This is a genomic window from Albimonas donghaensis, assembly GCF_900106695.1.
In the GTDB taxonomy this organism is placed as follows: Bacteria; Pseudomonadota; Alphaproteobacteria; order Rhodobacterales; family Rhodobacteraceae; genus Albimonas; species Albimonas donghaensis.
The window spans coordinates 162,038-186,825 of record NZ_FNMZ01000001.1 but is presented as its reverse complement, the minus strand read 5'-3'; the positions used below and the strand labels follow the sequence as shown (position 1 = coordinate 186,825).

Annotated in this window: 16 protein-coding genes; 11 read left to right on the top strand and 5 right to left on the bottom strand. The window is 73.4% G+C overall.

Translation table 11 applies throughout. The features are described from left to right. Nucleotides 1-12: 12 nt before the first annotated feature. Nucleotides 13-933, top strand: coding sequence for an HpcH/HpaI aldolase/citrate lyase family protein (locus BLV24_RS00760; RefSeq protein WP_092679237.1), 921 nt, complete (start codon nt 13-15; stop codon nt 931-933). Between the two features lie 89 nt (nt 934-1,022). Beyond that, nucleotides 1,023-1,823 (top strand): SDR family NAD(P)-dependent oxidoreductase, encoded by an 801-nt coding sequence (locus tag BLV24_RS00755; RefSeq protein ID WP_092679236.1) that lies wholly within the window; start codon nt 1,023-1,025, stop codon nt 1,821-1,823. A 51-nt stretch (nt 1,824-1,874) separates the two neighbouring features. Here the strand turns inward: BLV24_RS00755 and BLV24_RS00750 are convergent, their stop codons facing one another. Continuing rightward, on the bottom strand, nt 1,875-2,606 hold the full coding sequence (locus BLV24_RS00750; RefSeq protein WP_218133313.1) for a TetR/AcrR family transcriptional regulator: 732 nt from the start codon (nt 2,604-2,606) through the stop codon (nt 1,875-1,877). Nucleotides 2,607-2,746: 140 nt separating this feature from the next. Here BLV24_RS00750 and BLV24_RS00745 point away from each other — a divergent pair, with 140 nt between their 5' ends. Continuing rightward, nucleotides 2,747-4,666 carry a flavin-containing monooxygenase gene (locus BLV24_RS00745; protein ID WP_092679235.1) on the top strand — a complete coding sequence of 640 codons (1,920 nt, stop codon included), beginning with the start codon at nt 2,747-2,749 and terminating at the stop codon, nt 4,664-4,666. Continuing rightward, nucleotides 4,663-6,381 (top strand): AMP-binding protein, encoded by a 1,719-nt coding sequence (locus BLV24_RS00740; protein ID WP_092679234.1) that lies wholly within the window; start codon nt 4,663-4,665, stop codon nt 6,379-6,381. Before BLV24_RS00745 ends, BLV24_RS00740 begins: the two co-directional genes overlap by 4 nt. 353 nt (nt 6,382-6,734) lie before the next feature. Here BLV24_RS00740 and BLV24_RS00735 read toward each other — a convergent pair whose 3' ends face one another. Together BLV24_RS00735 and BLV24_RS00730 are read right to left on the bottom strand one after the other, a co-directional pair. After that, nucleotides 6,735-7,181 carry a GlcG/HbpS family heme-binding protein gene (locus BLV24_RS00735; RefSeq protein ID WP_092679233.1) on the bottom strand — a complete coding sequence of 149 codons (447 nt, stop codon included), beginning with the start codon at nt 7,179-7,181 and terminating at the stop codon, nt 6,735-6,737. Beyond that, on the bottom strand, nt 7,178-9,337 hold the full coding sequence (locus BLV24_RS00730) for a malate synthase G (protein WP_092680200.1): 2,160 nt from the start codon (nt 9,335-9,337) through the stop codon (nt 7,178-7,180). Before BLV24_RS00730 ends, BLV24_RS00735 begins: the two co-directional genes overlap by 4 nt. Nucleotides 9,338-9,707: 370 nt before the next feature. On the opposite strand from BLV24_RS00730, the gene pepN reads away from it, so the two are divergent. Then, nucleotides 9,708-12,311, top strand: coding sequence for an aminopeptidase N (gene pepN / locus BLV24_RS00725; protein WP_092679232.1), 2,604 nt, complete (start codon nt 9,708-9,710; stop codon nt 12,309-12,311). A gap of 257 nt (nt 12,312-12,568) precedes the next feature. On the opposite strand, the gene BLV24_RS00720 is transcribed toward pepN, so the two are convergent. Further along, nucleotides 12,569-12,808 (bottom strand): HP1242/YdcH family protein, encoded by a 240-nt coding sequence (locus BLV24_RS00720; protein ID WP_092680199.1) that lies wholly within the window; start codon nt 12,806-12,808, stop codon nt 12,569-12,571. Nucleotides 12,809-13,114: 306 nt separating this feature from the next. Here BLV24_RS00720 and BLV24_RS00715 point away from each other — a divergent pair, with 306 nt between their 5' ends. Then, nucleotides 13,115-13,897: a gamma-glutamyl-gamma-aminobutyrate hydrolase family protein gene (locus BLV24_RS00715; RefSeq protein WP_092679231.1), complete on the top strand. Its 783-nt coding sequence runs from the start codon at nt 13,115-13,117 to the stop codon at nt 13,895-13,897. 339 nt (nt 13,898-14,236) lie between these two features. On the opposite strand, the gene BLV24_RS22730 is transcribed toward BLV24_RS00715, so the two are convergent. After that, nucleotides 14,237-16,018 carry a calcium-binding protein gene (locus tag BLV24_RS22730; RefSeq protein WP_143040177.1) on the bottom strand — a complete coding sequence of 594 codons (1,782 nt, stop codon included), beginning with the start codon at nt 16,016-16,018 and terminating at the stop codon, nt 14,237-14,239. 393 nt (nt 16,019-16,411) lie between these two features. On the opposite strand from BLV24_RS22730, the gene BLV24_RS00705 reads away from it, so the two are divergent. The 5 genes from BLV24_RS00705 (at nt 16,412) to BLV24_RS00685 (ending at nt 24,780) form a co-directional block, all read left to right on the top strand. Then, nucleotides 16,412-17,824, top strand: coding sequence for an amidase (locus BLV24_RS00705; RefSeq protein WP_218133312.1), 1,413 nt, complete (start codon nt 16,412-16,414; stop codon nt 17,822-17,824). A gap of 394 nt (nt 17,825-18,218) precedes the next feature. Continuing rightward, on the top strand, nt 18,219-19,166 hold the full coding sequence (locus BLV24_RS00700; protein WP_092679229.1) for an alpha/beta hydrolase: 948 nt from the start codon (nt 18,219-18,221) through the stop codon (nt 19,164-19,166). 190 nt (nt 19,167-19,356) lie between these two features. After that, nucleotides 19,357-20,601: an RsmB/NOP family class I SAM-dependent RNA methyltransferase gene (locus tag BLV24_RS00695; protein WP_092679228.1), complete on the top strand. Its 1,245-nt coding sequence runs from the start codon at nt 19,357-19,359 to the stop codon at nt 20,599-20,601. A gap of 277 nt (nt 20,602-20,878) precedes the next feature. After that, nucleotides 20,879-23,554 carry an ATP-binding response regulator gene (locus BLV24_RS00690; RefSeq protein WP_245710321.1) on the top strand — a complete coding sequence of 892 codons (2,676 nt, stop codon included), beginning with the start codon at nt 20,879-20,881 and terminating at the stop codon, nt 23,552-23,554. Between the two features lie 95 nt (nt 23,555-23,649). Beyond that, nucleotides 23,650-24,780 (top strand): acyl-CoA dehydrogenase family protein, encoded by a 1,131-nt coding sequence (locus tag BLV24_RS00685; RefSeq protein WP_092679227.1) that lies wholly within the window; start codon nt 23,650-23,652, stop codon nt 24,778-24,780. Nucleotides 24,781-24,788: the final 8 nt, after the last annotated feature.

Genomic DNA, 24,788 nt, shown 5'->3' with positions numbered 1-24,788 from the left:
GAAACGCCCCCGATGACCCATCCGCACACCCGCCCCAAACGCCTGCGCCGCTGCCAGCTTTCGGTGCCCGGCTCATCCGAGAAGATGATGACCAAGGCCGCGGCGCTGGACGTGGACTACGTGTTCCTCGACCTTGAGGACGCGGTGGCCCCCGACGCCAAGCGCCCGGCCCGCAGGAAGATCGTCGAGGCGATCAACGGGCTCGACTGGGGCGCGAAGACCGTCTGCGTGCGGATCAACGACCTGACCACCGAATACGCCTATGAGGACATCATCGAGGTGATCGAGGGCGCGCATGCCCGGCTCGACCTCATCATGCTCACCAAATGCATGGGGCCGGACGACATCACGTTCTGCGACAAGCTGATCTCGATGATGGAGAAGAAGCTGAAGCTGACGAAGACCATCGGCCTCGAAACCCTGATCGAGGAGGTCGAGGCCATGCAGCGCGTGGACGAGATCGCCGCCGCCTCCCCGAGGCTGGAGGCGATGATCTTCGGGATGGGCGACTATTCGGCCTCCCAGGGCGTGTCGACCAGGGATATCGGCGGCGACAGCGGCTATCCCGGCGACATCTGGCACTATCAGCGCCAGAAGATGACCATCGCGGCCCGGGTCAACCGGATCGACGCGGTGGACGGCCCCTTCGCCGATTTCGGCGCGCCGGAGGTGTTCGCGGAGGAATGCCGCCGGTCGATGATCCTCGGCATGGTCGGCAAATGGGCGATCCATCCCAGCCAGGTGGAGATCGCGCAGGGCGTCTTCTCTCCCACCCCGGAGGACGTGGACCGCGCGCGGCGCATGCGCGAGGCCTTCGACGCCGCCATCGCGCGCGGCGAGGGCGCGGCCCAGTTCGAGGGGCGGATGATCGACATCGCCTCCATGCGCATCGTCGACCGGATCGTGGACCGCGCCGACCTGATCGGCATGTGACCCCCGGGCCGGGCCCGCGCCCGGCCCCCCCGACCCCTTATCCTGATCGGGCCGCCCGAAGCCCGGCATTCCAACGGGAGGACCTCCTCATGCCCGAAGCCGCCCCCTCGGACGACCCGCGCGGCGCGCCCCTTCACCCCACCCGGCTCGACGGAAGGGTCGCGCTGGTCACCGGCTCCGGCCAGAACATCGGCCGCGCCATCGCCATCCGGCTGGCCGAGGCCGGCGCCTCGGTGATCGTCAACGGCGCCAACAGCCGGGAGAAGGTCGACGGGACCGTCGCCGCGATCCGCGAGGCCGGCGGGACCGCCCACGGGATCATGGCCGACGTCTCCGAGCCCGCGCAGGTCAAGGAGATGGTGGCCGAGGCGATCGCGACCTTCGGCAAGGTCGACATCGCGGTCTCCAACGTCTCGCGCCGGCTGCACAAGCCGTTCGAGACCATCACCATCGAGGACTGGGACTGGGCGATCCGCACCAACCTGTCGTCCTGCTTCTACCTGGCGCATGAGGTCGTGCCGGGGATGAAGGACCGCGGCTGGGGGCGGATCATCCATGTCTCGGGCTATGACGGCTTCACCGGCCACCTGACCAACCGCGCCTACAACATCGCCGCGAAATCGGGGATGCACGGGCTGTCAAAGGCCATCGGGAAGGAGCTCGGCCCCCACGGGATCACGGCCAACACGCTGGTGCCCGGGGCCATCGACACCTCGCGCGACTGGAGCCAGTATCCCAACACCGTGGTCGAGGATGTGCGCGACCGCGTGCCGGTGCGGCGTTGGGGGCATGTGGACGATCTGGCCTATGGGGCGGTCTATCTGTGCACCACCGGCGGGTTCGTGAACGGCCAGGCGCTGCACCTGAACGGCGGGGACTACATGTTCTGAGCGCGGCGCGGCGTCGGGACGAGGACGGGCGACGCGGGGGCGCCCGCCCTCTCACCCGGGCGCCTCCAGCCCCCCGCACAGGCTCGCCACGAAGCTTTCGCGCGCGCCGGGGCGGCCCCAGAGCCCTCCGCCCGAGGGGTCGGCGACGAAGGCGGCCTCGCGCGCGGCGAGGCCTGCGCTGAAGAAGACCACGAAGAAGGCCAGCCGGCGCCGGGCCTCGTCGTCGGGCAGATGGCCCAGCATCCCGCGCAGATGCGCCATGCAGCGGTCGAAACTGGTGGTCCAGCGCCCCCCCACCGCGTCGAGGAACAGCGCCCGGTGGGCCCCCTGCATGGCGTCCACGAAGCGCATGTGCCCGAAGCCCACAGGCAGCCCGTCCAGCGCCCCGCCCTGCGCCGGCGCGGTCTCCACCGCCACCATCAGGCCCACGATATCGGCGGCGCGGCGCGGACCGCCCCCGGCCTCCATCGCATCCAGCAGCCCGTTGCGCGCCCGGTCGGAACGGCGGGCGGCGTCGGCGGCGAGTTCGCGGATCAGCCCCTCCTTGGAGCCGAAATAGTAGTGCAGCGAGGCCCCGTTGCGCGCCCCCGCCTCGCGCACGATGGCGCGGACCGAGGCGGCGTCGATCCCCCGTTCCGAAAACAGCTTCATCCCCGCCGCCTTGATCCGGGCGCGGGTCGCGTCCGGGTCGGCGTCCGGATTGGGCTTCGGACTCGGCTTTGGGCCGGGTTCGGAAGGCGTCGGCGCGAGGCCGGCCATGTCTGTCGCGTCCTTGTCGTCCACGCGCCCTCCGCACGCCGCCCCGCCCTGGCGCCTCCCTACTGAAATCCATCGACTAAAGCGACCGCTTTAGCTAGGCTTCCCGCCAATCAAAAGGAGGCGCCCGATCAACCGCGACGGGACGCGCCCAGGGAGGAAGACAGATGACCGACGCCGCATCCGCGGACCGCGCGCGCTTCGCCGCCGCGGTCGCCGACGCCAACATTCCCGTGCTGCTGATGCTGCTGGTGCAGATGACCGGCGATCTCCGCTGGATGCAGGCGCCCTACCGCCCGCGCCGCGCCATCGGGCTCGACGACAATGATGACGGCGGCCTCCCCCCCGGGATCCAGTCCGAGATCCGCGACGCCGCCCTCGACGCCATTCTCACCTGGCGCGCGGGCCGCCCGCTCGCCATCGCCGAACCCGACCCCGCGCTGCTGGAGGAGATGCTGGCCTGCGCCATGGCCGAGCGTCCGCCCGAAGGCTATGGCGAGATCATCGCGGAGGGGCTGGGGCTCGCGCGGCATTCGCTCTCCGAACCGGTCCCGGCGCCCGAGGGCTTCCGGGTCATCGTCATCGGCGGCGGCGCCTCGGGCATCTGCGCGGCGATCCGGCTGCGGGAGCGGGGGATCGCCACGACGCTGATCGAGAAGAACGACGACTATGGCGGGACCTGGCTGGAGAACCGCTATCCCGCGGCCGGCGTCGACACGCCCAACGCCATCTACGCCTATTCCTTCGCCCCGCATGACTGGACCCGCCCCTTCGCGCTGCGCGATGAGATCCACGGCTACCTCTCCGGCGTCGCCCGGGATTTCCGCCTGCCCGAGATCACCCGGTTCGGCACGACCGTCACCCGCGCCGACTGGGACGAGGGCGCGCGGATCTGGCGGGTCGAGGCGGAGGGCCCGGACGGGCGCGAGGTGCTGGAGGCCGAGGCCGTCATCTCCTGCGTCGGCGTGCTGAACATCCCCAAGACGCCGACCATCCCCGGCCTCGACAGCTTCCCCGGCCCCGCCTTCCATACCGCCCGCTGGCCCGAGGGGCTGGACGTGACCGGCAAGCGGGTGGCGGTCGTGGGCAACGGCGCCTCGGCCATGCAGGTGGTCCCCGCCATCGCGGAGCGGACCGAGCACCTGACCGTCTACGCCCGCTCCCCCCAATGGGCCGCGCCCTTCCCGCAATTCGGGCGCGAGATCCCCGAGGGCGTGCGGATGCTGCTGCGCGAAGTCCCGCTCTACCGCGCCTGGCACCGGCAGCGGATGACCTGGACCTTCAACGATCGGGTGCATGGGTCGCTGCAGAAAGACCCCGACTGGCCGCATCCGGACCGGGCGCTGAACGCCTCCAACGACGCGCATCGCCGCCATTTCGAGGATTACGTGCGCGCCGAGCTGGGCGAGCGCCAGGACCTCGCGCCGCTGGTCATCCCCACCTACCCGCCCTTCGGCAAGCGGATGCTGATGGACAACGGCTGGTTCCGCACCATGGCCCGGCCCGACGTGACGCTGGTCGCCGACCGGCTGGCGGAAGTGGACGGAGCCGAGCTGGTCGCGGGCGACGGCGCCCGGCGGGAGGCGGACGTGCTGGTGCTCGCCATCGGCTTCGTCACCGCGCGGATGCTGGGGAACTACCAGGTGACGGGCCGCGGCGGGCGCCTGCTCTCGGAGGTCTGGGACGACGACGACCCCCGCGCCTATCTGGGGACCACCGTGCCGGGATTCCCCAATTTCTTCATGCTGCTGGGGCCCAATGTGGGGCTGGGGCACGGCGGCTCGATCATCGCCAATGTGGAGATGCAGACGGATTACGTGCTCGCCCTGCTCGACGCGCTCTTCGCCCGGCGGGCCGAGGCGATCGAGGTGCGCGAGGACGTGCATGACGCCTATAACGCGCGCGTCGACGCGGCGCATGAGAAGATGGTCTGGACGCATCCCGGCATGACCAACTGGTATCGCAACGACCGCGGCCGGGTGGTGGCGCTGACGCCGTGGCGCAACGACGACTTCTGGCGGATGACCCGCAAGGCGGACCCGGACGATTACGTCTTCGACCGCGCCCCGGCGGAGGCCGCGCGATGATCTCCGCCGCTCCCGCCCCCGAGGCGCCCGAGACCGCCGACCCCGCCATCCCGCGCCGCCGCGACGTGGTCACCCGCGACCTGATCGACCGCTGGGCGGAGGAGCGCGGAACCCGCGTCTTCGCCCGCTTCGACAGTCTCGACGGCGCGGTCGAGGACTGGACCTACGCCCGGTTCCGCGACCTGGTCCTGCAAACCGCGCTCGGCCTGCAACGGCTGGGCGTGGGGATGGGGGATCACGTGCTCGTCTGGCTCCCCAACGGGCGCGAGCATGTGCGGGTGTTCTTCGCGCTGAACTATCTCGGCGCGGTCTGCGTGCCGATCAACACCGCCTACAAGGGCGGGTTGCTCGCGCATGTGGTGGAGCTGTCGGACGCGAAGCTGGGGATCGTGCATGCGGATCTCGCGCCCCGGCTGGCCGAGGTCGACACGGCCGCGCTCGAAACCCTGGTGATCGTGGGGGGCGAGGCGGAGGGCCTGCCCCTGCCCTGCCTCGCCTGGGCCGACGCCCTGCTGCCCGAGGCGGGCGAGCTCGTCCCCCCGCCGCGCCCCGTCGAGCCCTGGGACCCGATGTCGATCATCTTCACCTCGGGCACCACGGGGCCGTCCAAGGCCGTGCTGATGTCCTACCTGCACCTGTGGTCCAATGCGGGGCCGGAGAGCTGGCCCTTCGTCACCGGGGACGACCGCTACCTGGTCGCGGCGCCGATGTTCCATATCGGCGGCATGGGGCCGATGTTCGTGATGCTGGCCCGCGGCGCCTCCTTCGCGCTGGCCGAGCGCTTCGACACGGCGACCTTCTGGGGCACGGTGCGGCGGACGGAGGCCTCGGTGGCCTTCATGCTGGGCGTGATGGCGGCCTTCCTGGAAAAGCGCCCGCCCGAGCCCGGCGACGCCGACAACCCCCTGCGGCTGGTGCTGATGGTGCCGCTCGCCGGCGCGCGGCGCTTCGCCGAACGGTTCGGGGTCGAGGTCCGCACCATCTTCAACATGACCGAGATCTCGACCCCCACCTTCTCGGAGGCGAATCCGGAGGTCGACGGCGCCTGCGGGCGGGCGCGGCCGGGCGTGGACCTGCGGCTGGTGGACGGGAACGACTGCGAGGTCCCGACGGGCGCGGTCGGCGAGATGATCCTGCGCACCGACCGGCCCTGGGCGATGCTCTCGGGCTACCATCGCAACCCCGAGGCCACGGCCGCCGCCTGGCGCAACGGCTGGTTCCACACCGGCGACGCGTTCCGGCGGGATGCGGAGGGGAACTTCTTCTACGTGGACCGGGTGAAGGACTCGATCCGGCGGCGGGGAGAGAACATCTCGTCCTTCGAAGTGGAGGCGGAGGCGCTGGCCCATCCCGACGTGCGCGAGGCCGCGGCGGTGGCCGCCCGCAGTCCCTTGGCGGAGGACGACGTGATGATCTGCGTGGCGCCGGCGGAGGGGCGCTCGGTCGACCCGGCGGCGCTGTTCGAATTCATGCGGGCGCGGATGGCCTATTTCATGGTCCCCCGCTATGTGCGCGTGCTGGACGAGCTGCCCAAGACCCCCACGGCGAAGGTGGAGAAGCACCGCCTGCGCGCCGAGGGCCCTGTGGCGGGAACCTGGGACCGGGAGGCGGAGGGGATCGTGGTGAAGGGCGAGCGCTTCGCCCCCGGTCCCGCCGCCAATTCCGCCCCCGCCGCCAACTCGGCCGCCAAATCCGGCGCCGGCTCCGCCGAATAGGCGACCGGGGGAGCCGGCGCCCCGACCGGCGCGCGGCTGTCTCCCGGGCGCCGGCGCCGGCTGCGGGCGGGCTCGCGAGCGGCGCTGTTTCGGGCGGCGAGGGCGGTCCCGGGACGGCGACGCGCAGGACGCGCGTCATTGCGCCGACGCGAAAACCGCCTCGGGTCGGGCTGTCCGTCTCGGCGGAGGCGCCGGTCCGCCCCGGCGCGCAGCAGGGCGGGCAAGAGCCCCCGCCGCCAGGCGCCCCCGGTTCCGCGCGCCGCGGGCGGAACCGGGCGGCCTGGCGAGCGCGGGACGCGGCGCCCGCGCTCCGCGCGCCCCAGGCCCCAGTCTCGGGACTCAGGTCTCGGAACTCAGGCTTCGGCGGCGATCCCGGCGGCTTCGGCCCCGGCCAGCGCCGCGGCCTCGTCATTGTCGGACGCATCGCCCGACACGCCCACGGCCCCGATCACCGCGCCCTCCGCATCGCGCAGCAGCACGCCGCCCGGAACCGGCACCAGCCCGCCGCCCAGCGCGCCATTGGCGGCGGCGATGAAATAGGCCTGCGCCTCGGCCCGCGCCATCTGCGCCCGCCCGCCCATGCCCAGCATCACCGCGCCATGGGCCTTGCCCGACGCGATCTCGTAGCGCCCCGGAGACGCGCCGTCCTGCCGCTCATAGGCCACCAGCCGCGCGCCGGCATCGAGCACGCAGACCGCCAGCGGCTTCATCCCCGCTTCCGCGGCCTTGGCGAAGGCGCCGGCCAGGATGGCCCGCGCCGCCTCGATCCCCGGGCCCGACGCCCCTGAAATTCCGCTCATGCCTTCCCTCCCATTTCCGCTTTCTTCGCCAGCCGTCCGGCATGGAGCAGCGGCTCGGTGTAGCCCGAAGGCTGCTCGCGCCCTTTGAAGACCAGGTCGCAGGCCGCCCGGAACGCGATCCCGTCGCAGGCCGGCGCCATCGGCTGATAGTCCGCGTCGCCGGCGTTCTGCCGATCCACCACCGCGGCCATGCGCTTCATCGTCTCCATGACCTGGCGCTCGGTGCAGATCCCGTGATGCAGCCAGTTGGCGATATGCTGGGAGGAGATGCGGCAGGTCGCCCGGTCCTCCATCAGCCCCACGTCGTGAATGTCCGGCACCTTCGAGCAGCCGACCCCCGCATCCACCCAGCGCACCACGTAGCCGAGGATGCCCTGGGCGTTGTTGTCGAGCTCGGCCTGCACCTCCGCCTCCGACCAGTTGGGCCGGTCGGCCAGCGGCACGGTGAGAATGTCGTCGAGGCTCGCGCGGCGCCCGCCGTCCGCGATCTCGGCCTGGCGCGCCGGCACGTCGACCTTGTGGTAGTGGGTCGCGTGCAGCGTCGCCGCGGTCGGGCTTGGCACCCAGGCGCAGTTGGCGCCGGATTTGGGGTGGCCGATCTTGGCCTCCAGCATCGCCGCCATCAGGTCGGGCATGGCCCACATGCCCTTGCCGATCTGCGCCCGCCCGCGCAGCCCGCAGGCAAGCCCCGCATCCACGTTCCAGTCCTCATAGGCGCCGATCCAGGCCTGGGCCTTCATGTCGGCCTTGCGCACCATCGGCCCGGCCTCCATCGAGGTGTGGATCTCGTCGCCGGTGCGGTCGAGGAAGCCGGTGTTGATGAAGGCCACCCGGTCGCCCGCCGCGCGGATGCATTCGCGCAGGTTTACGGTGGTGCGCCGCTCCTCGTCCATGATCCCCATCTTCAGGGTCAGGGGGGAGAGGCCCAGCGCCGTCTCCACCCGGCCGAAGACCTCCGCGACATAGCCCGCCTCGTCCGGCCCGTGCATCTTGGGGCAGACCACGTAGACCGAGCCCTCGGCCGAGTTCGCGCCCTTGTCATGCTTCGCGCCCAGCGCCGTGCACATGGCGTCGAGCATGTGTTCGGCGATCTCCTCGCCGTCGCCGTCCAGCACCGCCGGCGTGGTCATCAGCAGGCCGACATTGCGCACCAGCATCAGGGCGCGGGCCTTCACCGCGAAGGTCCCGCCCTCGGGCCCGGTCGCCTCGAAATCGGGGGAGAGCGCGCGGGTGAAGGTCTCGCCCCCCTTCTCCACCGTCTCGGTCAGGTCGCCGCGCATCAGGCCCAGCCAGTTGCGATAGGCCAGCGCCTTGTCCTCGGCGTCCACCGCGGCCACCGAGTCCTCGCAATCCATGATCGCGGTCAGCGCGGATTCGAGCATCACGTCGGAGATCGAGGCCGGGTCCGTCGCCCCGATGGCGCTGGTCGCATCGATCATCACCCGCGCCAGCAGCCCGTTGCGGCGCAGGAGGATCGAGCTCGGCGCCCCCGCCTCGCCCGTATAGCCCGCGAACTGGGCGGGGTCGGCGAGCCCCGTCTCCCCCGCCGTGGCGGAGGCGGCGATGACCGTGCCGCCCTCGACCTTCAGCCCGGTGACGTCCGCCCACCGCCCCCCCGCCAGCGGCGCGCTTTCATCGAGGAAGCCCTTGGCCCAGGAGATCACCCGCGCCCCGCGCTCGGGGTCATAGCCCTTGCCCGAAGGCAGGTCGCCCAGCGCGTCGGTGCCGTAGAGCGCATCGTAGAGCGAGCCCCAGCGCGCGTTGGCCGCGTTCAGCGCATAGCGGGCGTTCATCACCGGCACCACCAGCTGCGGGCCGGGCAGCGCCGCGATCTCCGGGTCCACATTGGCGGTGGCGACCGAGAAGTCGGGGCCTTCGGGGCGCAGATAGCCGATTTCGGTCAGGAAGGCCTTGTAGGCCTCCGCGTCCCAGCTCTGGCCACGTCGGGCGAGATGCCAGGCGTCGATCTTCGCCTGCAGGTCGTCGCGGGTGGCGAGCAGCGCCCGGCGCTTCGGCCCGAAATCGCGGACGATGCCGGCGAGCCCCTCCCAGAAATCGGCGGAGGAGACGCCGGAACCGGGCAGCGCCTCGGTCTCGACGAAGGCATGGAGTTCGGGGGCGACCTGGAGGCCGGCGATCTGGATGCGGTCGGTCATGGTGTTACGAGCCTCGGCGGGGGGCGGATTCGGAAAGGGCGTGTCGAGGGCGAACATGCGCTTCCCCGGCGCGTCGCGCCACCGCATGCGGCGCCGGTTTCCACGGTGCGGAAGTCCGGGCCCGTCACCTCCGGATCCATTCCACGCCGTGGAAAGCCGCGAACCCGCCCGCCCGGACCCCGCCCGCCTGCGCCCGCACGCGGGGACGGCTGGGCGGGGCCGATGCGGCGCGCCGCGCCGCGAGGGCCGCCCCCGTCCCCCCCTTTCGAAAATCCGGATCCGCGACTTTCGGCCCGGACCCGCCCAGGCGCCTTGCGCCCCGCCTGCCGCCGGTCAACTCTCCGGACGCCAACGATTGCAGGAGCCGAGCATGCGTCCCGACGTCAGCCCCACGCCGATCCGCCTCGCCGACTACGCCCCGCCGGCCTGGGTCGCCGAGCATGTGGACCTGACCTTCGACCTCGCCCCCAGGGGCGCCCGGGTCCGCGCCCGCATCCGCTTCGTCAAGGGCCCGGGCGAAGCCGCCGGCGGCCCGCTGCGGCTGGACGGCCAGAAGCTGCGCCTGCTCTCCGCCGCCGTCGACGGGACCGACGCCCTGCCCTCGATCACCGTGGACGAGGAGGGCCTGACCCTCGCCCCCGCCGACAACGCCCCCCTGCCCGACGCCTTCACCTGGGAGGCCGAGGTCGAGATCGACCCCGAGGCCAACACCGAGCTGGAGGGCCTCTACCTCTCCAACGGCGTCTATTGCACCCAGTGCGAGGCCGAGGGCTTCCGCAAGATCACCTATTTCCCCGACCGCCCCGACGTGATGGCCACCTACGCGGTGCGGATCGAGGCGCCGACCTCGATCCCCGTGCTGCTGTCCAACGGCGAGCCCGGCGCGACCGGCCCCCTGCCCGGCGACCGTCACTTCGCCGAATGGACCGACCCCTGGCCCAAGCCCTCCTACCTCTTCGCGCTGGTGGCAGGCGAACTGGTCGCCCACACGGACGCCTTCACGACGGCCTCAGGCCGCCCGGTGGCCCTTGCGATCCACGTCCGCCCCGGCGACGAGGACCGCTGCGCCTATGCGATGGACGCCCTGAAGCGCTCGATGCGCTGGGACGAGACGGAGTATGGCCGCGAATACGACCTCTCGGTCTTCAACATCGTCGCGGTCGACGACTTCAACATGGGGGCGATGGAGAACAAGGGGCTCAACGTCTTCAACTCGAAATATGTCCTCGCCTCGCCGGAGACCGCCACCGACCGCGATTACGAGCTGATCGAAGGCATCATCGCCCACGAGTATTTCCACAACTGGACCGGCAACCGCATCACCTGCCGCGACTGGTTCCAGCTCTGCCTGAAGGAGGGGCTGACGGTCTTCCGCGACCAGCAGTTCTCCGCCGACATGCGTTCGGAGGCGGTGCAGCGCATCGACCAGGTGAAGATGCTCCGCGCCCGCCAGTTCCGGGAGGATGCGGGCCCCCTCGCCCACCCGGTGCGGCCGGAAGAGTTCATCGAGATCAACAACTTCTACACCGCCACCGTCTACGAAAAGGGCGCCGAGCTGATCCGCATGCTGCGCCTGATCGTGGGGGCGGAGACCTACCGCGCGGCGCTCGACCTCTATTTCGACCGTCATGACGGGCAGGCCTGCACCATCGAGGACTGGATCGCGGTGTTCGAGGACGCCTCGGGCCGCGACCTGACCCGGTTCCGGCTGTGGTACGCGCAGGCGGGCACGCCGCGGGTCACGGTCTCGGAGGGCTGGGTGGAGGACGCGCCGGGCCAGGGCGGGCGCTACACGCTGACCCTGCGCCAGGAGACCCCCTCCACCCCCGGCCAGCCGCTGAAGAAACCCGTGCCGATCCCGGTCGCCTTCGGGCTGCTGGGCGCCGACGGGCGCGAGCTGATCGAGCCCGGCGTGCTGGAGCTCGACGACACCGAACGCTGCTGGAGCTTCGAGCTGCCCGAGCGGCCGGTCCCCTCGCTGCTGCGCGGCTTCTCGGCGCCGGTGATCCTGGAGCGGCGTTCGTCCGAGGCCGAGCGCGCCTTCCTGCTCGCCCATGACCGCGACCCGTTCAACCGCTGGGAGGCGGCGCGGGCGCTGGCGCTGGAGGTGATGATGGGCGCGGCCTCCGCCGACGCCTTCGCCGAGGCGCTGCTGCCCGCGATCACCGACGCGTCGCTGGACCCGGCCTTCCGCGCCCTGCTGCTGACCCTGCCCGGCGAGGACGAGATCGCGCGCGAGACCTGGTCCCGCGGCCGCCCCGCCGATCCCGACGCCATCCACGCCGCGGCCAAGGCGGCCCGCAAGGCGCTGGCCGAGGCGCTGGAGCCGGAACTGCGCGGGCTCTACGAAGCGATGGAGACCCCCGGCCCCTACACGCCCGAGGCCGGCGACGCCGGGCGCCGGGCGCTGCGGGCCGCGGCGCTGGGGCTGCTGGCCCGGCTGCCGGTGGGGGCCGGCATGGCCGAGGCGCAATGCGGCGCGGCCAACATGTCGGACCGGCTGCCGGCGCTGGCGGCGCTGCTGGCCAGCGGCTCGCCGGCCGCCGACGCGGCGCTGGACGCCTTCGCCGCCGACTGGCGCCATGATCCGCTGGTGATGGACAAGTGGCGGATGCTGCAGGCCACGGCCTCGCGCCCCGACACGCTGGCGCGGGTGAAGGCGCTGTCCGAGGCGCCGGACTTTCCGTGGAAGACGCCCAACCGCTTCCGCTCGCTGGTCGCGGCCTTCGCCCAGAACCCCTGCGCCTTCCACCAGGCCGACGGGTCGGGCTATCGCTTCCTCGCCGACTGGCTGATCCGGCTCGACCCGGTGAACCCGCAGACCGCGGCGCGGGTGGCCGGCGCCTTCGAGACCTGGCGGCGCTATGACGCGAAGCGTCAGAAGCTGATCCGGGCGGAACTCTCCCGCATCGCCGCGACCGAGGGCCTGTCGCGCGACATGGCCGAGATCGTGTCCCGCATGCTTGACGCCTGATCGGGGGGGCTGAACTGGGGGGCTGATCCGGGAATATGATCCGGGCGCCCGCCCCCAGTTGGGGCGAGGGAGCGGCGCCTCGACCCGCGCGCCAGGCCGCGCCCGGGCGCCGGCGCCGCGCCGGACCGTGCCGCGGGCGGCGCCGGGAAGGCGGAACGGCCCCGCCTCGCCCCGGCGCCTTCCGCGAGCCGGTGACCGGCGGCGCCGGCGCCCCCTGCGCCACCAGCGCGCGGGATCCGGCGCCGCCTCCCTCCGGTTCAGGCGGCGGCGAGCATGCCCTTGATCTCGTCCAGCAGGGCCAGCCGCTTCTTCTTCAGGGTTTCGAGCCGCAGGTCGTCCATCGGCTCGACATTGGTTTCGCCGCGGTGAATCTCGCGGTTCAGCGTGTGATACTCCTCCGCCAGCCGCGCGAAATGCGGATCCGAGGCCTTGCGGGCGGAGATGTTGGCGGCTTCGCCGGGCAGCGCCTCGGCCAGTTCGTGCGGGGTATGGCTCATCGCCTTGTCCTTCTGTGCGTCAACCAGGGGCCGGTCCGCGCGCCCGTTCCGCGCGCCTCCGTTGCGCGACGCGGCGACGAGGGCGGAGGCGGCGGGGGCCGAGCGGCGGCCGGCCCGCGCAGTCTCGGGCATCGAACGCGCCGCCGCCTTGACCGGGATCAAGCGCCGGGCCGCGGCGCTTCCCGACCCCGGCGCCCCCGCGTCGCCTCACGCCCTTGGCGCGCGGCCCCCGCGACGCTACCTTCGGCCCCGAACCCGCCGGACCGCGTCCGGCCCCTTCTGTCCAGTCCAGCCCCGAGAGGCGCCATGCCCGCCCGTTCCCCCCGTCCCGTCATCGGCGTCATCTCCAACGCCATGCTGATCAACGAGACCTTCGCGGTCTCGGCTGCGGGAGAGATGAACATGCGCGCCCTGCGCCACGCGGCCGACTGCCTGCCGCTGATCATCCCGGCCCTGCCCGAAGCCGTGGACCCCGACGACCTGCTCGCGGCCTGCGACGGCTTCCTGTTCACCGGCGGACGGGCCAACGTGCATCCCTCGCATTACGGTCACGAGGAGACCGAGGCCCACGCCCCCTTCGACCCCAAGCGCGACGGCGTGACCCTGCCGCTGATCCGGGCCGCGGTGGCGGCGGGGGCGCCGGTGCTGGGCATCTGCCGCGGCTTCCAGGAGCTGGCCGTGGCTTTCGGCGCGACCCTGCATCCCGAGATCCGCGACCTGCCCGGGCGCATGAACCACCGCATGCCCCCCGACGGCACGGTCGAAGAGAAATTCGCCCTGCGCCACGCGGTGACCTTCGCAGAGGGCGGGACCTTCCACCGCCTGCTCGGGGCGACCGAGGTGATGACCAACACCCTGCACGGCCAGGGCATCATCGACCCCGGCCCGCGGGTGGTGATCGAGGGCCACGCCCCCGACGGCACCCCGGAGGCGATCGTGATCCGCGACGCGCCCGGCCTGGCGCTGGGCGTGCAGTGGCATGCCGAGTGGATGGCCTGGGAGAGCCCGGTCAGCCAGGCGATCTACACCGCGTTCGGCGAGGCCGCCCGCCAACGCGCCGCCCGCCGCCTCGCGATCGAGGCCGCCTGAGCGCATACCGCCGGGAAAGTCTCGCGGGACGCTCCGGACATCGCCGCTCGGAACAGTCCCGGAGCCGTTTTGACGCCCCGCGCGAAACCGGTGTGCGCTCGACGCGACCGAACAGCAGGCGGGGCCGAAGCGGCGGCGGGGCCGAGCCGCCCGCCCCGTGCGCGACCGCCTGACAGGACGGGCGCCGAGGGCGGGGTCCGCGCGGCCCGGCGCATCCCTGCGCCGACGAGCGTGCAGGGGGAAACGACACGCGATGCCCGGCCTTCGCCGGGCGCGCCGCTCCCGGCGAAGGCCGGCGCCGAGCTGGGCACGGCGACGGCGCCCCCGCGGGCGGCGGGATCAGGCGATCCAGTCCGGCAGGTCCTCGCCGAAATCGTCGAGGGCGACGCGAAGCAGCACCACCGCCAGATCCTCTCCGACCAGGCGGAGGCCGGCGCGGGTCTCGGTCGCCTCCAGCGGCGCGAGGCCGCCCTGGAGGCTCAGGGCGTCGCGGCCGGGCTCGAAGTCCAGGATCCTGTCGCGGCCGTCCCCGGCGGCGAAGATGAAGAGGTCGGCGCCGCCGCCGCCGCGCAGCTTGTCCGCGCCCGCGCCCCCGTTCAGCCGGTCGGCGTCCGAGCCGCCGTCGAGCGTATCCCGCCCCGCCCCGCCGTCCAGCCGATCCCGGCCGGCGCCGCCGCGCAGGCGGTCCGCGCGCCCGCCGCCGTCGAGCGTGTCGAATCCGGCGCCTCCGACCAGGAGGTCATGGCCGCCGCCCCCCTCCAGCAGGTCCGCGCCGGCCTTGCCGCGCAGCTTGTCCCGCCCCGCGCCGCCGTCGAGCGTGTCCCGCCCGGCCCCGCCGGCCAGCACGTCCGCCCCCGCGCCGCCGATCAGCGTATCGTCGCCCGCGCCGCCGCCCAGCCGGTCCGCGCCGTCGCCGCCGTCCAGAAAGTCCGCGCCGTCGCCGCCGCCCAGACGGTCGTCGCCCTCGCCGCCCGAAAGCTGGTCGTCGCCCTCGCGCCCCAGAAGGCGGTCGTCGCCGGCCTCGCCCTCGATCTCGTCGTCGCCCCAGCCGCCATCGGCGAAATCGTCGCCCGCGCCGGCCTGGATCAGGTCGCCGCCGGTCAGGGGCGCGAGGTCGTCCGACGCCGCGAAGACCTCCGCGTCCACGCTGCGGGCGTCGCCGTAGATGAGGTCGTCGCCCTCGCCCCCGATCAGCGTGTCCTCTCCGGGCGCGAAATCCACCGGGCCGGACAGGTCCTGCGCGTCGCCGAAAAGCCGGTCGACGCCGGCGCCGCCGGTCAGCAGGTCGTCGCCGCCCGCCAGCCGCGCCCCTGCCCCGGCCCCGAGCGCGTCGCCGAAGAGCGCGCCGCCCCAGCTGGGCGCCGAGAGCGCGTCATGCCCGCCGACCATCTCCCAGTTGGCGCCGACCGCGCCGACATCGCCGACCAGCACCGCATCGGGGGTCGTTCCGGGCGCGGCCGGGGTCGCGCCGGAGGCGTCGAGCCGGTCGCCACCGCCGGTGAAGCGCGCGCCGTCGGGCGAGGCGCGGTCGAGCAGCAGCGGCGCGTCCCCCCAGACATGCAGGGCGCCGCCGGAGAGGATCAGCACCTCGTCCCCGCCTCCCGCGGCGGAGAACACGTATTCCGGCACGATCCAGAAATCCGCCGCCACCATGCGGTCGCCGGCATCGAAGAGGGTGAAGGCGTCGCGCCCGCCGACCGCGTCATCCGTCGCGATCAGGGCGTCGCCGAAAAGCCGGACCGACCCCGCGCCGCCCGCGTCGAACTGGTCGGCCCCGGCCAGCAGCGCGTCGAAGGCGCCTGCGATGGGCCCCGCGGCGGCGAAATCCGCGAGGTCGCCCAGCGGATCGCCGACCCGGACCGGGCTGAGATGAAGGGCGCCGCCGTCCTCCAGCGTCAGCGACAGGCGGGTGACGGGGCCGGAGGGCTCGCCCTCGGGGTCGAGCGCGAAGGCGCCGGGCGCGCCCCGGGCCTGCGCGGCGATCCCCGCGGGGGTCGTCCAGTCGAAGAGATCGGCGGTGTCGGACGCGGTCAGGAGGCCGGTCTCCGGATCGCGGCCAAGCGAGCTGGAGAGCGTGACGAGATCCGCTCCGGATATGGAAGTGGCTGTGAGCCGCGCCATGCGTAGCCTTGTCGCCCGACCCTCGCCCCCGTGTTCAGCTAGCCCGGAGCGGGAGCGCGCGTCAACCCTGGCGCGATCCGCGAGACACGGGCTCGCGCCTCGGGTCGACCGAGGCGCCCGGCGGATCGGCTCGGAGGCGGCGCGTCGGGGCGGACGCGGGTTGCGAGGGCCCGCCCGCGCCGCGCGGAGAGGGCGGCACGAGCGGCCACGGGTCCCGTGCGGCGACCTCCGCGCAGCCGGTCGGTCGTCGCGCGGCCCCCAATGACGTTACGTCATACGCGAAATGTCGACAGTCGGCATTGTGGGCGTCGCGATGCGCTCACTAGGCTCGGCCCCGACCTGCGCGTCGGAGCCGCCGTTCCGACTCGCCCCGCCCCTGCGAGGAGACCCGAGATGAGCGATCCGATCTGGCAATGGACCGCCACGCGCACCGCCCGCGCCATCCGCGCGCGCGAGATCAGCGCCGAGACCGTGGCCGAGGCTCATGTCGCCCGCATGCGCGCCGCCAACCCGGCGCTGAACGCGGTGGTGGTCGATCTGGGCGACGAGGCGGTGGACACGGCGCGGGGCGTCGACCAGGCGCTGGCGCGGGGCGAAAGCCCGGACCTGCTGACCGGCGTTCCGGTGACCATCAAGATCAACGTGGATTACACGGGCCAGGCCAATTCCAACGGCGCGCCTTCGTTGGCGAACAACATCGCGGCCGAGGACTCGGCGGTGGTGGGCAACCTGCGCAAGGCCGGCGCGATCTGCATCGGGCTGACCAACACGCCCGAATTCTCCATGCGGATGCATACCGACAACCCCCTGCATGGCGAGACGCTGAACCCCTGGGATCCGGCGATCACCTGCGGGGGGTCCTCGGGGGGCGCGGGCTCGGCCACGGCGATGGGCTTCGGCTGCATCGGGCATGGCAACGACATCGGCGGCTCGCTGCGCTGGCCGGCGCATTGCAACGGCATCGCCACCATCAAGCCGACGCAGGGGCGGATTCCGGCCTTCAACCCCTCGGCCCCGGCGGAGCGGCCGATGATGGCGCAACTTTTCTCCACCCAGGGGCCGCTGGCGCGCTCGGTCGCGGATGTGCGGCTGGGGCTGGAGGTGATGTCCCGGCGCGATCCGCGCGACCCGTTCTGGACGCCGGCGCCGCTGAAGGGGCCGGACGTGGCGAAGAAGGTCGCGCTGGCGAAGCTGCCCGAGGGGGCGGAGGCCGATCCGCGCATCATGGCGCTGCTGCGCACGGCGGCGGACGCGCTGGCGGACGCGGGCTGGCAGGTGGACGAGGTCGAGGTCCCCGACGTGCGCGCCTGCTGGCAGGTCTGGGCGGACATCCTGCTGACCGAGATGAACGTGATGATGGGCGAGGGGATGCTGGAGGTCGCCTCGGACGATTTCAGGACCGCCTGGAAGGGGATGGACGCCTACACCTCGCAGCTGGACCTGAAGGGGTTCATGGAGGCGTGCTCGGCCCGGCTGACCTGGCAGCGGCGCTGGCTGGAGTTCCTGGAGCGATATCCGGTGGTTCTGGCCCCGATGAGCCTGGCGCCGACCTTCGCCAGGGGGGCGGATATCGGGGCGCCGGAGGACACGCGCAAGCTCTGGAGCAACGACGTGATGTTCATCGGGATCTTCAACATGCTGGGCCTGCCCTCGGCGGCGGCCCCGCTGGGGCTGGTCGACGGCCTGCCGGTGGGGGCGCAGTTCGTGGCCTCGCGCTATCGCGAGGACGTGGCGCTGGCCGCGGCCGAGGCGGTGGAGGCGAAGCTGGGCACGCTGTGCGGGACGCTCTGGGCCCGCGAAGCCTGAAGGGGGCGGACTTGCGCCGGGGCCGTCGAGGCCCCGGCGCGCGTCGCGACGCCGGCAGGCGCTGCGGAGGTCGCCAGGTCGCGTCGCGTCGCATCGCGGGCGACGGCCGGGGCCCGAGGCGTCAGCGGCCCTGACCCCGCATCCCGGCGCGGTTCCTCCGGCGCCGCGTGCTCGGGGCGTTCGGCCGCCGCCCCTGGCCGCCCCCCTCAGCCCGCGCCCGCGCGATCCGCTCCGCCACCGCGCCATCCGCGCCGTCCGCTGAGCCGCCGCGCGGGCGCCCCCGCCGCCACCGGCGTGCGGGTCGTCGCGCGGCCCCCTTCTCTACGTCCCCGCCCCCTTGCCATCGCCCGCCGACCGGGGTCTGCTGCGCCCCGCCGGATGGGAGGCGGCGCCAATGCTCGAACTCGACCCCAAGCTTTTCGCCAAGGAGGCGATCTCCGAGGAGACCGCGGCCTTCATCGCCGAGATGGAGGCGATCTTCAACAAGCTCCCCGCGACCCATGAGGTCCCGGTGGAGCTGACCCGCCAGGCGCGCGAGGAAGGCCGCGGCATCTTCCCGTCCGGCGGCCCCCTGCCCGGCTCCGACTGGCGCGAGATCAACGCCGGCACGGGGCGCGTCCGCGTCTCCCTGCCCGAGGGCGCGCCGAAGGGCGTCTACCTGCACATCCATGGCGGCGGCTGGACGCTGGGCAGCCCCAAGTTCTCCGACGCGCAGAACCAGCTTCTGGCCGCGGAAACCGGGGCCGCGGTCATCTCCATCGAATACCGGCTCGCGCCCGAGCACCCCTGGCCCGCCGCCCATGACGACTGCGTGGGCGCCGCGATCTGGGCGCTGGAGACGCTGCCCTTCGGCGATCTGCCCCATGTCATCGGCGGCGAGAGCGCCGGCGGACACCTGAGCGCCGTGGTCCTGCTGGCGCTGCGGGAGCGCGGGCTGCTGGGACGCATCAAGGGCGCGGTGCTGAACTACGGCTGTTTCGACCTGCGCATGACCGCCTCGGCCCGCAACTGGGGGGACAAGACGATGGTGCTGTCGACCCCGACCATCGCTTGGTTCGCGGCCAACCTGTGCCCGGACGCCTCGGTCATGGCGGACCCGCTGGCCTCGCCCCTGCTGGCGGATCTCTCGGGGATGCCCCCGGCGCTGTTCCAGGTGGGCACGGCGGACCCGCTGCTGGACGACAGCCTCGCCATGGCGGCGCGCTGGACGGGGGCGGGGCTGGACGCGGAGCTTGCGGTCTATCCCGGCGGCATCCACGCCTTCGACCAGTTCGACCTGGCGATCGCGCGCGACTATCTCGCGCGCAAGTCGGCCTATGTGACGGCCCGCTTCGCCGACTGACCCGGACGGGCTCCCTGGGCGGGGGGAGGCGCCCGCGCCTCCCCCCGCCGCGTTCCCTTGCCCGCCGCCCTGTCGCGCCGCATCCCGCCCCGGCGCCGCGCGTCGCCGCATCCCGCGCCGCGCGTCTTGCCCGCGCCGGCCCCGCGCGCCATGACCCCGGCCCAGCCCCCCGCCCTCGCCGGAGACCCCCATGACCCCCGCCGCCCGCGCCCAGGCCGCCATCGAGATCCTCGACCGCTTCCGGCCGCTTGAGGCGGGGAACGAACCGATGGACCGCCACCTGATCGCCTGGGGCCGCCGCTCGCGCTTCGCGGGGTCCGGCGACCGGGCCGCGGTGGCGGATCTCGTCTACGCCGCCCTGCGCCGCTGGCGCTCGCTGGCCTGGCCGCCGATGGCGGAGGACGCCGAGCCGCCCGCCGGCGCCCGTCCCCGCCTGCTCGCCCTGGCCGACGAGGCCGGGACGCTCGACGTCCTGTTCTCCGGCCTCGGCCACGCGCCCGCCCCGCCCACGGAGGCCGAGCGCGCCTGGCTGGCCCTGCGCCGCGACGCGGACCCGGCCGCCGCGCCCGATCCGGTCCGGTTCGACCTGCCCGACTGGCTGGCCGCCCCGATGCGCGACAGCCTGGGCGAGCAGGCCCCCGCCGTGCTCTCCGCGCTGGGCGAGCGCGCGCCGCTCGACCTGCGGGTCAACCGCCTGCGCGCCACGCCCGAAGCCGCGCGCGCCGCGCTCGCGGCCGAGGGCATCGCGGCGGAGCCCGTCGCGCTCGCCCCCGCTCCCGGCGCCGCCCTGCCTGCGCTGCCCGACGCGCTGCGGGTGACGGCCGGGGCCCGCGCCCTGCGCCGCGCCGCCGCCTATCTGGACGGCTCGGTGGAGATCCAGGACATCGCCAGCCAGGCCGTCGCCGCCTTCGCCGACGCCCGCCCGGGCGAGCGCGCGCTGGATTTCTGCGCGGGCGGCGGCGGCAAGGCGCTGGCGCTGGCGGCGGCGATGGAGGGAAAGGGCGAGGTCTTCGCCCATGACGGCGACCCGCGCCGCATGTCCGACCTGCCCGCCCGGGCCGCGCGGGCCGGCGCCCGCATCCGTCGCGTGACGGACCCCGAGGCGGCGCCGCCCTGCGACCTGGTGCTGGTCGACGCCCCCTGCTCCGGCAGCGGGGCCTGGCGGCGCAACCCGGACGCGAAATGGGGATTCGGTTCCGGGGATCTCTCGGCCCTGGTCGAGACCCAGGCCGCCATCCTCGACCGCGCCGCCGCGCGGGTCGCCCCCGGCGGGCGGCTGGTCTACGCGACCTGCTCGCTTCTGGAGGCCGAGAATCGCGCCCAGGCCCGTGAATTCGCCGCCCGAAGCCCGGATTTCACGCTTGAGGGCGACATGATCCTGACCCCGCTCGAAGGCGGGGACGGCTTCTACGCGGCCCGTTTCCGCCGTCTTTGACCCGGATCGAAACATCCTGAAAGGGTTCGACAGGCCCGCTTTACAATTTATAAGTGTTTCCGGGTTTGATTTCCCCCGGCGACCGAGGCCGGCGACGCATGCCGGCGATCGGGGCTGCGGAGGATGAGACGATGATGCGACCGGTTCGCGATGGCGCGCCCGCAACGGCGGCTTCGAGGCGCGGCACACCAGGCCGGCGCCGCGCCGGCGCCCGTCACCGAGCCCGTCACCAAGCCCAGCCCCGAGCCCACCCCCGGATCCATCGCCGAGCCCGCCTATGACCGGCCGTCCGGACCCTGCCGCGAGCAGCGGCGCCCGCCCCCCCGCGAGCCCCGGCGCCGCCGACAAGGCCAGCGATATCGAGGATGCGATCTGCGTCTCCGCCGAGGATGGCGGGACCGCGCGCGCCGACGCCGAGGCGCCTCAAGCGCCTGCTGGGGATCCGCCTGCCCCCGGCTCGCCCGCCTCCCCCGCCCATGGCGCGGACGCCGGGGCCCCGCGTCCGGGCGATGCCTCGCGGCCCTCCGGCGTCCCGGCGGGACCGGGCCGCCTGATCGTCTCGCTCGCCGCGCTCGCGCTGACCGTGCTGGCGGTGGCCTGGGCCTTCGCCGACGAGGCCACGGTCATCGCCCTCGCGGCCTTCGTGATCGGGGCGGGACTGGTCGGGCTGCTGGCCGGCGCCGGGCCCTTCGCCCGCCTCGCCCCCGCCCGACGCCCGGCCGCCGCCCGCGCGATGGAGGCGCTGCATGCCCATGATCCGGTGCCGACCGCGGTCACCGACCTGCGCGGCGCCCTGATCGGGGCCAATCCCGCGCTGCGCGCCGCGCTGCGCGCCATGGGCGCCGGCGACGGCCGCGTGTTGCCCGAGATGATCGAATCCCTGTTCGAGACCGCGCCCGACGCCGTGCCCGCCACCGCCGAGGTCTACCGCATCCTGCGCCAGGCCCGTCTGCACCGCCGCGCCTCGAACCGCAGCCTGCGTTTCGACGGCGCCCGGCGGGCGATCGCGCTGGCGCTGCTCGCGCCCGACGTGTTGATCTGGCGGCTCTATCCCGAGGAAGCCGCCGACTCGGCCGCGCTTTCGGACGCGATGGAGGCGGCCGGCCTGGCCATGGTCCTGCGCGACGGCGGGGCCCTGCGCGCCAACACCGCCGCGCGCGCCCTGGTTCCCGGGATCGAGGCGCGCCTGATCGGCCGCGCCGCCCCTCCCGGCGCCCCCGGGGGACCGGGAGGGGCCGCGGACGAAGCTCCGACCGCGCTCGACGGCACGCCCCTTCGCTGGGTGGAGATCCCGGCCATGCCCAGCGCCTCCAGGCCCGAGCCGGAGGACGCCGGCGACGCCTCCATGGAGGCGCCGGACCCGGCCGAGGACGCGTCCCTTGCGTCCCGTCCCCGCGGCTGGCTGCTGACCCCCGGCGCGCATGGCATGGCCGGCGGCGAAGGCGAAAGCTTCGACCGGCTGCCGGTGGCCATCGCGCGGCTCGACCTGGACGGCGTGCTGCTCTCGGCCAACGAACCCGCCCGCCGCCTGCTCGGGCCCGGCGCGGCGCCGGGCGCCCGGCTTTCCGCCCTGGCCGAAGGGCTGGGACGTTCGATCCCCGAGCGCATCGCGGAAGCCGCCCGCGGGCGCGCCTCCGGCCGATCCGAGATCGCTCGAGGCCGGCGCGAGGATCGGGAGACCTTCCTCCAGCTCTCCCTCACCCGCGGCGAACAGGGCGGCGCCCCCTGCCTGGTGGCCGTGCTCAGCGACGCCACCGAGCTCAAGACGCTGGAGGCCCAGTTCGTCCAGAGCCAGAAGATGCAGGCGGTCGGCCAGCTCGCCGGCGGGGTCGCGCATGATTTCAACAACCTGCTCACCGCCATCGCCGGCCATTGCGACCTGCTTCTGATGCGCCGCGACGCCACCGACGCGGACCATCCCGACCTGATGCAGATCCGCCAGAACACCAACCGCGCCGCCGCCCTGGTGCGCCAGATGCTGGCCTTTTCGCGCAAGCAGACCCTGCGCCCCAAGGTCACCCAGCTGACCGAGACGCTGACCGAGCTGTCGCATCTGCTCAACCGCCTGCTGGGGGAGAAAGTGCAGCTGAGGCTTGAGCATGGCGCGGATCTGGGCCTGGTGCGGGTCGATGAACGCCAGTTCGAGCAGGTGGTGATGAACCTCGTGGTCAACGCGCGCGACGCCATGCCCGGCGGGGGCGAGGTCCGCATCCGCACCCGCAACGTCACCTTCGACCGCGAATTCCGCCGGGACCGCGCCGTGATCCCCTCAGGGCCCTACGTGGCGGTGGAGGTGCTGGACAGCGGCTCGGGCATCCCGCCGGACCGCATCGGGCAGATATTCGAGCCGTTCTACACCACCAAGAAGGTGGGCGAGGGCACAGGGCTCGGCCTCTCCACCGCCTATGGCATCGTCAAGCAGACCGGCGGCTTCATCTTCGCCGACAGCCCGCCGGGCGCGGGCGCCGTGTTCACCGTCTATCTGCCCCGCCACGAAGCCGGGTCCGAGGCGACCGAGCCCGCCGCGCTCGCCCCCCCTCCCGCGCCGCGCGCCGCCCAGACCCCCGTGGACGGCGTGGTCCTGCTGGTGGAGGACGAGGCCCCGGTCCGGTCCTTCGCCACCCGCGCCCTCGGGCTGCGCGGCTACACGGTGCTGGAGGCCGAGAACGCCGAGGAGGCGCTCGCCCTGCTCGAGGATGAGGACCTGCATATCGATGTCATCGTGTCCGACGTGGTGATGCCCGGGCTCGACGGGCCGAGCTGGGTGAAGACCGCCCGCCAGTCGCGCCCCGACGTGGCCGTGGTCTTCGTCTCCGGCTATGCGGAGGGCGCGTTCCGGCGCAGTCTCGACGGGCTGGAGGGCTTCGTGTTCCTGCCCAAGCCCTACTCGCTCAGCGACCTCTCGGCCGCGATCCAGACCGCGCGCGAAAACCCCGGCGAAGCCGCGGCCTGATCGGCGCGCGTCCCCGGCTTGTCCCGGGACGGCGCGGCGCCTAGGCTGCCTCCCAAGCCGCCGACCCCAACACGCGCGGCGGGAGGAACGCCCACATGACCCTGACATCCCAGGAGCGCGCCCTTGTCGCGCGCGCCCGCGCCTTCGCCGACCAGGACCTGGTCCCCGCCGCCGAGGCCTGCGAGCGCGACCGCGCCCCCGACCTCGCCGCCCTGCGCGCCGCCGCCGGGCTTGGCCTGACCTCGATCCAGATCCCCGGGGCCCAGGGCGGGCTGGGGATGTCCTTCGCCGCGAAATCCGAGATCGCCGAGGCGCTGGCCCGCGCCTGCTTCGGCTTCTCCATGGCCATTCTCAACACCCACAACACCGCCTGGCGCCTGGCGAAGCTCACCGACAACCCGCTGGCCCAGCGCCTGTTCCCGCCGATGATGGCCGGCGAGACCACCGGCTGCGCCGCGCTGACCGAACCCGGCGCCGGCTCCGACTTCGCCAGTATCGCCACCCGGGCCGAAAGGATCCCCGGCGGCTGGCGGCTGAACGGCGCCAAGGCCTGGATCACCAACGCCCAGCACGCCTCGGTGGCCATCTGCTTCGCCCAGACCGGGACGCAGGGCGACGGGGCCGGCATCGGCGCCTTCATCGTCGAGGCCGACCGCCCCGGCTTTTCCCGCACTCCGGACAGCGGGACTTTCGCCATACATGCCAACGGGATCGGCGGCTTTTCTCTGACCGACTACGAGGCGCCCGAGGAGGCGCTGATCATGGAGCCCGGCGCCGCCTTCCGCCAGATCATGTCCGAGATCAACGGCGCCCGGATCTATGTCGCCGCCATGTGTCTCGGCATGGTTGACGCAGCCCTGGACAGCGCCACCGCCTATGGCAAGTCCCGGAATTCCTTCGGAAAACCGCTCGGTCAACACCAGGGCTGGCGCTGGCGGCTGGCGGGCGCGGAGGCCGAGCTCGCCGCCGCCCGCGCCCTGGTCCGAAAGGCCGAGGCCGAGCACAGCGCCGGCGAGGACACCCAGCTCATCGCCGCGCAGGCGAAATATGTGGGAATCGGGCTGGCGAACAAGCACATACCGGAGCTTCTTCACGCCCATGGCGCGTCCGGTCTGAAGGCGGACAGCCTGTTCTCGCGCCATATCGCGGGGATGCAGGCGGCCTCCTTCGCCGACGGCTCGACCGAGATCATGCTGGAGCGGATCGGCAGGCTGGCCCGCCCCTGACGGCTTGA